Origin of the sequence: Pseudomonas sp. HMSC057H01, from assembly GCF_001836405.1 — a bacterium.
GTDB lineage: Bacteria > Pseudomonadota > Gammaproteobacteria > Pseudomonadales > Pseudomonadaceae > Pseudomonas > Pseudomonas aeruginosa.
The window spans coordinates 43296-50150 of sequence record NZ_KV828459.1 but is presented as its reverse complement, the minus strand read 5'-3'; the positions used below and the strand labels follow the sequence as shown (position 1 = coordinate 50150).

5 protein-coding genes are annotated in these 6855 nt (G+C 65.0%); 4 read left to right on the top strand and 1 reads right to left on the bottom strand.

Annotated features, from left to right (window positions below; translation table 11 throughout):
- On the bottom strand, positions 1-1335 hold a 1335-nt coding region (locus tag HMPREF2581_RS12930), incomplete at its 3' end, for a RimK family protein (protein WP_083329337.1).
- 190 nt (positions 1336-1525) lie between these two features.
- On the opposite strand from HMPREF2581_RS12930, the gene HMPREF2581_RS12925 reads away from it, so the two are divergent.
- The 4 genes from HMPREF2581_RS12925 (at position 1526) to HMPREF2581_RS12915 (ending at position 6439) form a co-directional block, all read left to right on the top strand.
- Positions 1526-2623: a GNAT family N-acetyltransferase/peptidase C39 family protein gene (locus HMPREF2581_RS12925; RefSeq protein WP_003139794.1), complete on the top strand. Its 1098-nt coding sequence runs from the start codon at positions 1526-1528 to the stop codon at positions 2621-2623.
- Between the two features lie 157 nt (positions 2624-2780).
- Positions 2781-2915 (top strand): hypothetical protein, encoded by a 135-nt coding sequence (locus tag HMPREF2581_RS33550; protein WP_003088290.1) that lies wholly within the window; start codon positions 2781-2783, stop codon positions 2913-2915.
- A 310-nt stretch (positions 2916-3225) separates the two neighbouring features.
- Positions 3226-5121, top strand: a complete 1896-nt coding sequence (locus tag HMPREF2581_RS12920) for a di-heme-cytochrome C peroxidase (RefSeq protein WP_003139800.1) — start codon at positions 3226-3228, stop codon at positions 5119-5121.
- Between the two features lie 178 nt (positions 5122-5299).
- The gene (locus tag HMPREF2581_RS12915) at positions 5300-6439 is read left to right on the top strand and encodes a catalase family protein (protein ID WP_003139801.1); all 1140 of its coding nucleotides are present in this window, start codon (positions 5300-5302) and stop codon (positions 6437-6439) included.
- Positions 6440-6855: the final 416 nt, after the last annotated feature.

Sequence of the window (6855 nt, the reverse complement as noted above, 5' to 3'; positions counted from 1 at the left end):
CTTCAGGTCCACCCCGTAGAGGCCGTCGCCGATCAGATTGGCGGTCTTCACCGCCAGCTCCACCACCTTGCGCGGCGCCTCGTGCACGGGCATGGTGCGGAAATCTCCGCTGACCTCCTCGGCGTCCGGGCTGTGGTCGTAGATCTGCCAGTGGCCCTTGGACATGAAGTACTGGCAGGCGAAGATCGGCTTGCGGTTGAGCACGCCGATACGCCAGTCGTACTCGGTATAGAAGAACTCCTGGGCAAGGATCAGCACCGAGCGCTCGAACAGCTCGGCGCTGGCCGCCAGCAACTGCTCCTGGTCCTCCACCTTGATCACCCCGCGCGAGAAGCTGCCGTCGGGAATCTTCAGCACCAGCGGGAAGCCCAGGCGCTCGCCGACCTTCTCCAGTTCCTGCGGGTTCTCCTTGTAGAGAATCTCCGTGGCCGGCATGCCCAGCTTGTGGCTGCGCAGCAGGTCGGCCAGGTACACCTTGTTGGTGCAGCGCAGGATCGACACCGGGTCGTCCATCACCACCAACCCTTCGCTCTCGGCCTTCTTGGCGAAACGGTAGGTGTGGTCGGCGACATTGGTGGTCTCGCGGATGAACAGCGCGTCGTACTCGGCGATCCGCGAATAGTCCTTGCGCTCGATCAGGTCGACGTCGATGCCGAGGCTGCGGCCGACCCGCACGAAGTTCTTCAGCGCTTTGGCATCGGACGGCGGGAACGCCTCGCCGGGGTCGTGGAGGATCGCCAGGTCGTAGCGGAACGGCTTGCGCGAACGCGGCTTGCGCCAGATCTGCCGGCTGAAGTTGTCCAGGGCGTTGGCGAAGAGGTCCTCCTGATCCTCGCGCAGCTTGTGGATGGCGCCGGGCTTGATGCCCTCGATGTGCCAGGTGCGGTTGCGCTTGAACTCCACCAGCAGCAACGGGCAGGGAAACGCCTCGAACAACTGTCGCGCCAGGTCCTGCAACGGCTCGATGTCGGTACGGCCGAAATACAGGGTCAGGGTGAAACCATCGGTGCTGCCGTAGGGGTGCGCGGCCAGGGCCTTGTCCAGGGTGCGGTCGAGGTCCTCCAGGACCAGGCTGTACAGCGACTTCCTGGCCAGCTCGCTGATGGTCCGCACCGAGGGGATCACCTTGTGCCCGCGCGCCTCGGCGAGCAGCGAGCAGTAGTAGCCATGGCGCAGGTACTTGTAGTGCCGGCACAGGTTGATCACCTGGACCCGCTTGCCAGTGTCGTCGTCGATGGGCAGTTCCAGGTATTCCTGGGCGGTGACCACATCCTCGCTGGGGTAATAGGACGTCCAGTCTTCCTTGCGTTCCACGATGATGAACAGCTTGCTCACGACACCTCCCGGGGGGACAGCGAAACCACGGCGCATTCGGAACCGGCTTGCCGGCGCACGCATCCCGGCCAATACTCGGCGGGAATCCCTTGCGAAACCGCTCTATGGCGCCTGCCAGCAAACCGAAGCGTACAGCACCCATTACAGCACGCCCGCGCGGAAGTTCCCGCCCGCGGCCGTGGAGACCGCTATGAACCTGACCCTCCGCCCGGCCGGCACGGACGACCTGTCCGCCCTGGTCGAGCTGGAAAACCGCTGCTTCGACTACGATCGCCTGTCCCGCCGCAACTTCCAGTGGATGCTCACCCGCGCCCACGCCAGCCTGACGGTAGCCGAGGGCGACGGCGGCGTGCTCGGCTACGCCCTGGTGCTGTTCCACGAAGGCACCTCGCTGGCCCGCCTCTACTCCATCGCCATCGACCCGCGCGCCCGCGGCATCGGCCTCGGCCAGAAGCTGCTGGAAGCCGCCGAGCAGGCCGCGCGGGACAACGACCGCGCCTACATGCGCCTGGAAGTGCGCCCGGACAACCGTGGCGCCATCGCCCTCTACGAGCGCAACGGCTACCGTCCCTTCGCCACCGTGCGCGACTACTACGAGGACCACAGCGAAGCGCTGCGCTTCGAGAAACGCATCCGCAACCCCGGCCACGACCAGCGCCGCCACGTGCCCTTCTACCGGCAGACCACCGATTTCACCTGCGGCCCGGCCTGCCTGCTGATGGCCATGGGCGCGCTGCAACCGGAGCGCCAGTTGACCCGCCGCGAGGAACTGCGCCTGTGGCGCGAGGCGACCACCATCTACATGACCGCCGGGCACGGCGGCTGTAGCCCCCAGGGCCTGGCGCTGGCCGCCTGGCGGCGCGGCTTCCGGGTCAAGCTGGTGCTGTCCGCCAGCGGCCCGCTGTTCCTCGACGGCGTACGCAACGAAGACAAGAAGGCGGTGATGCGCCTGGTCCACGAGGACTTCTGCGAGGAACTGGACGCCTCGGGCGTCGAGCAGAAGCGCTCGGCCAGGCTCGACATCCCGCGCCAGCTGGCCAGGGGCGGCCAGCCGCTGGTGCTGATCAGCAGCTACCGCCTGACCCGCTCCAAGGCCCCGCACTGGGTGCTGGTCACCCACTACGACGAGGACTTCGTCTACCTCCACGATCCCGACGTCGACCACAGCCAGCACCGCCAGCCGCTGGACTGCCAGCACATCCCGGTAAGCCACGCCGAGTTCGACAAGATGAGCCGCTTCGGCCGCAGCAAGCTGCGCGCGGCGGTGATCCTGTTCAACCCGGAATGATCCGCATCGCCCCGCCCTGCGGCGGGGAGATGTTCTCGCCTATCAATCAATTCCATCGATAGTGGCTAGTGAGACTATCCATTTTTCATTCGCCAACGCCGATGTTTACATAGTCGCCAGATCCCCGAATAACCAGAACGGAACTGGAGACGACACCATGAGCTACTCCGCCAAATCCTTCTCGGCCCTGATCAATGCCATGCGCGCCGACGGCATCACCCGCCTGGAACAACTGGCCCGCCAGCCCTTCCGCAACGCCCAGGGTTTCTGGAGCGCGGAGGCGAAGAAATGAAAGCCCTGCTCGACCGCCGTACCGATCCCACCTGGATGCTCTACGCCGCAATCATCGCCTGGCTGGCCTTCTCCGGTCTCTGACCGGCAGGCCGCCGGCGCCTCGCCCTGCCGTTCCACGACGCTCCGGCGGCCGCCTTTCTCCGGTGAAATACCGAGCTTTCGTCGCCAACATCGCCAGGCGAGGCCTGCGCAAACGTTTTACCCGTTCGCTGTCAAGAAAACCTTGTCAAAAAAGCTGATAGCAGCTTGCCAATATGCCAACGCCTTGGCATAACGGTGCCAAAAAAAGGCCTACAAGGACGTTCCTGATGCGCACCGTGAAAAAGGCTCTGCTGGTTGTCGGCGTGATCGTGCTGGCGGTCGTCGGGGTGGTGGTCTACTACGTCGCCAATCCCAACCTGCCCCACTACCAGGCGCCGAGCGAGGTACGCTACCTGCCGCAATGGAAGGACGAGGCCCGCCAGCGCTTCTACTACACGCCCCAGGGCACTCTGGTGAAGGGCCTGCACTACGACTGGTTCACCGCCCTCGAACTGCCCTTCTCCGAAGAACCCTTCGCCGCCCCCGAATACCTCGCCCGCTTCGGCTTCCTCGTCGATCCGCAGCAGAAGGCCAGCGACCTCAACCCCGGCAACCTGCCGGTGGGCTTCAGCCAGCACCGCGACGAGAAGACCGGCACCCGCTACCTGGACATCACCTGCGCCGCCTGCCACACCGGCGAACTGCGCTACCAGGGCAAGTCGCTACGCATCGACGGCGGTGCCGCCATGCATTCCATCGCCGCCACCGTGCCGACCCTGCGCGGCGGCGCCTTCGGCCAGGCGCTCGGCGCGAGCATGGCCGCCACCTACTACAACCCGTTCAAGTTCAACCGCTTCGCCAGGAAAGTCCTCGGCGAACGCTACGAACAGGACAAGTCGCAACTGCGCGCCGACTTCAAGGCCGTGCTCGACACCCTCCTGCGCACCGCCTGGAACGACACCCGCCGCCACCTCTACCCCACCGAGGAAGGCCCCGGCCGCACCGACGCCTTCGGGCGCATCGCCAACAGCGTCTTCGGCGATGCCATCGACCCGGGCAACTACCGCGTCGCCAACGCCCCGGTGAGCTATCCGCAGGTCTGGGACATCTGGAAATTCGACTGGGTGCAATGGAACGGCTCGGCCATGCAGCCGATGGCGCGCAACATCGGCGAGGCCCTCGGCGTCGGCGCGCGCCTGCAGATCTTCGACGAGCACGGCCAGCCGCTGCGGGGCGAGCAGCGCTACGCCTCCAGCGTACGCCTGCACGACCTGCACGCCCTGGAAGAAACCCTGCAACAGCTGAAACCGCCGACCTGGCCGGAAGACCTCTTCGGCCGCATCGACCTGCAACGCGCCTCCCAGGGCCGCGCCCTGTTCGAAGCCAACTGCGCCTTCTGCCATGCACCCAAGGTGCAACCGGCGGAATACGCCGCCCCCGGACGCAATCCCGAGTGGCGCATGCACATGGTGCCGACCGAGGTGATCGGCACCGACCCGACCACCGCCGACAACATCGCCGACCACCGCTACGACCTGCGCAAGCTCGGCTGGAGCGTCGACGAACTGGCGCGGATGAACGTCCAGCTGATCGGCGCCGATCCGCAGCAACTCGACCTCTCGCAACTGTCCTCGGCCAAGGGCCTGGCCTACATCACCGCCTTCGTCGAGCAGCGCGCCTACCGGGACGCCGGCATCCCGCCGGAACAGCAGAAGACCATGAACGGCTTCGACCTACCGATCGGCGTACAGGAACTGCGCGCCTACAAGGCCCGCCCGCTGGACGGCGTCTGGGCGACCCCGCCGTTCCTGCACAACGGCTCGGTGCCCAACCTGTTCCAACTGCTCTCCCCGGCCGCCGAACGCTCGCCGCAGTTCTACGTCGGCACCTTCGAATTCGATCCGAAATTCGTTGGATTCCGCACCGAGAAATTCCCCGGCGGCTTCCTCCTCGACACCCGTCTCACCGGCAACCGCAACAGCGGCCACGAATTCCGCGACGGCTGCCGGCAGAACGGCGTGATCGGCCGCGCCCTCAGCCCGGAAGAACGCTGGGCGCTGGTGGAATACCTGAAGGTGCTCGGCAACCCCGAGTTCGAGCGCCGCCTGGTCCCGGCCCAGACCCCACCCTGGACGCCCGGCCCGAAATGCCCGGCGCCGGAGCAACGGACCGCGCAACGCTGAACCTGGGAAATGGAGAAGCGCGAGGCATGGCGCCGCCGCCCCTCTCCACCCCGAGCAGCCCCTCTCCCTTCAGGGGGGACGCCTAGCCAGAGGACGGGGAGAAGCAATCGTGGCGCACTCCCCGCCCAAGAAGAATAAAAGCCCACAGCCAACGCACACCACCAAGGACACCCACTCCATGCGCGCACTCCTCACCCACGCCTGGCTGTTCCTCGGCAAATGGCTCGGCCGCCTGCTCCTCCTCCTGCTGGCCGTCGGCCTCGGCGGCTGGGCCATCGGCAGCCTCTACTACGCCTGGAAATTCTCCGGCCCGGTGTCCGCGGAAGAGCAGATCGCCCCGGACGAAGCCCGCATCACCCAGGCGATCATCCAGGACGCCATCCGCGTGGTCGAACAGCACCGCGACAACACCCGCGTCCTGCGCGATGCCCACGCCAAGGCCCACGGCTGCGTGAAGGCCGAATTCAAGGTACGCGCCGACCTCGACCCGACCCTGCGTCGCGGCGTGTTCGCCGAAGCGGGCAAGAGCTGGAACGCCTGGGTGCGCTTCTCCAACGGCAACGCCTACCCGCAGTTCGACAGCAAGAACGACGCGCGCGGCATGGCCATCAAGCTGCTCGACGTGCCCGGCGAAAAACTCCTGCCCGGCCGCGGCCATGACGGCGAGCAGGACTTCGTTATGTTCAACCAGCCGGTGTTCTTCATCCGCGACATCGCCGAATACCGGCAGAACTTCGCCGCCCAGGCCGACGGCAAGAAAGCCCTGGCCTTCTTCCCCAACTGGAACCCCACCAGTTGGGAACTGCGCCACCTGCTGATCGCCCTGCGCACCCTCGCCCCCGCCCCGGACAGCCCGCTGCACGCCGGCTACAACGGCATCTCGCCGTACAAGCTGGGCGAACACAACATCAAGTTCCGCGTCGTCCCCGCCCCGGAGAAGTGCCCGGCCTACCAGCTACCGAAGCAGAACCAGGACCTGCCCAACTTCCTCCGCGCCGCCCTGTACCAGCAACTCTCCATCGACCGCACCCCCGCCTGCTACGCCTTCCAGGTGCAGCGCCAGGACCCGGCCAAGTACATGCCCATCGAAGACACCAGCGTCGAATGGAAGGAGTCGGACGCGCCCTTCGCTACCATAGCCGACATCATTGTGCCAGCTCAGGATTTCGATAGCCGGGAACAGAACCTGTTCTGTGACAACCTTTCGTTCAACCCCTGGCACGCGTTGCCGGAGCATCGGCCGATCGGCGGGATCAACCGGTTGCGGAAGGCGGTTTACGAGGCGGTCAGTGGGTATAGGTTGGGGAGGAATGGGTGAGGGATTGGGTGGAAGGTAGCTGCGTATGGAGGCTCTTATTGGTATGGATTTCGCCAATCTGGACTGGCAGAAAACGGCCAGAAGCGGTCTCTCACCTATTCACCCAGCAGCTAAAAAACCGCAGGTTTGCGGTACTCGCATGTCCACCTCAACGTCTGCGCCAACCTCCAATTGCTTTGCTGTCTGACAGTCGCCATTCAGATTTCTGCCATTCTGTCTACGATATCAATGGCTTTTTCTTGCCCACTGCTAGCGATCCGGACTAATTTCGGAATGTTCCAAAACGACCAAACAGGGAAAGGACGCAATGACAGTAGCCTCCCCCCAGTTCTGACTCCAAAAAAACAGGTCTAACGGATCGACACTGGAGATTATGCGACACACCATCGCAATGGAGATTGTAATATACCGTATCA

What these genes read in the sequence shown, in the direction of transcription:
- HMPREF2581_RS12925 (WP_003139794.1), top strand. Translation starts at nt 1,526, where the DNA reads ATGAACCTGACCCTCCGCCCGGCCGGCACGGACGACCTGTCCGCCCTG.
- HMPREF2581_RS33550 (WP_003088290.1), top strand. Translation starts at nt 2,781, where the DNA reads ATGAGCTACTCCGCCAAATCCTTCTCGGCCCTGATCAATGCCATGCGC.
- HMPREF2581_RS12920 (WP_003139800.1), top strand. Translation starts at nt 3,226, where the DNA reads ATGCGCACCGTGAAAAAGGCTCTGCTGGTTGTCGGCGTGATCGTGCTG.
- HMPREF2581_RS12915 (WP_003139801.1), top strand. Translation starts at nt 5,300, where the DNA reads ATGCGCGCACTCCTCACCCACGCCTGGCTGTTCCTCGGCAAATGGCTC.